Raw genomic sequence first — 290 nt, forward strand, 5'->3', positions numbered from 1 at the left:
GGCTCGGGGCAACAGGCTGTGCATTTTGCTGCTCAGGCTATCCTGGCAGGAGACATGGAAATTGTCGTGGCTGGCGGCACTGAAATGATGTCTCACCAGCCGCTCGGGTCAGATTACCCGGCTGAATGGCCGCGCGACTTTCCATACGCACTGGTTCACCAGGGTACCAGCGCAGAGATGATGGTGGATAAATGGTCCCTGACCCGGGAAGCGCTGGATGATTTTGCCTATCAAAGCCATCTAAAAGCCATGCATGCTATCCAGGCGGGTCATTTCGAAAGCCAGATTCT

General features: G+C 55.2%; 1 protein-coding gene. It reads left to right on the forward strand.

Going from position 1 to position 290, the window contains the following annotated elements:
- Positions 1-290, forward strand: a 290-nt coding sequence (locus MD536_RS21195; protein ID WP_369075821.1) for a thiolase family protein, incomplete at both ends; no start/stop codon positions are given.

This window comes from Flavihumibacter cheonanensis (genome assembly GCF_022352215.1).
In the GTDB taxonomy this organism is placed as follows: Bacteria; Bacteroidota; Bacteroidia; order Chitinophagales; family Chitinophagaceae; genus Flavihumibacter; species Flavihumibacter cheonanensis.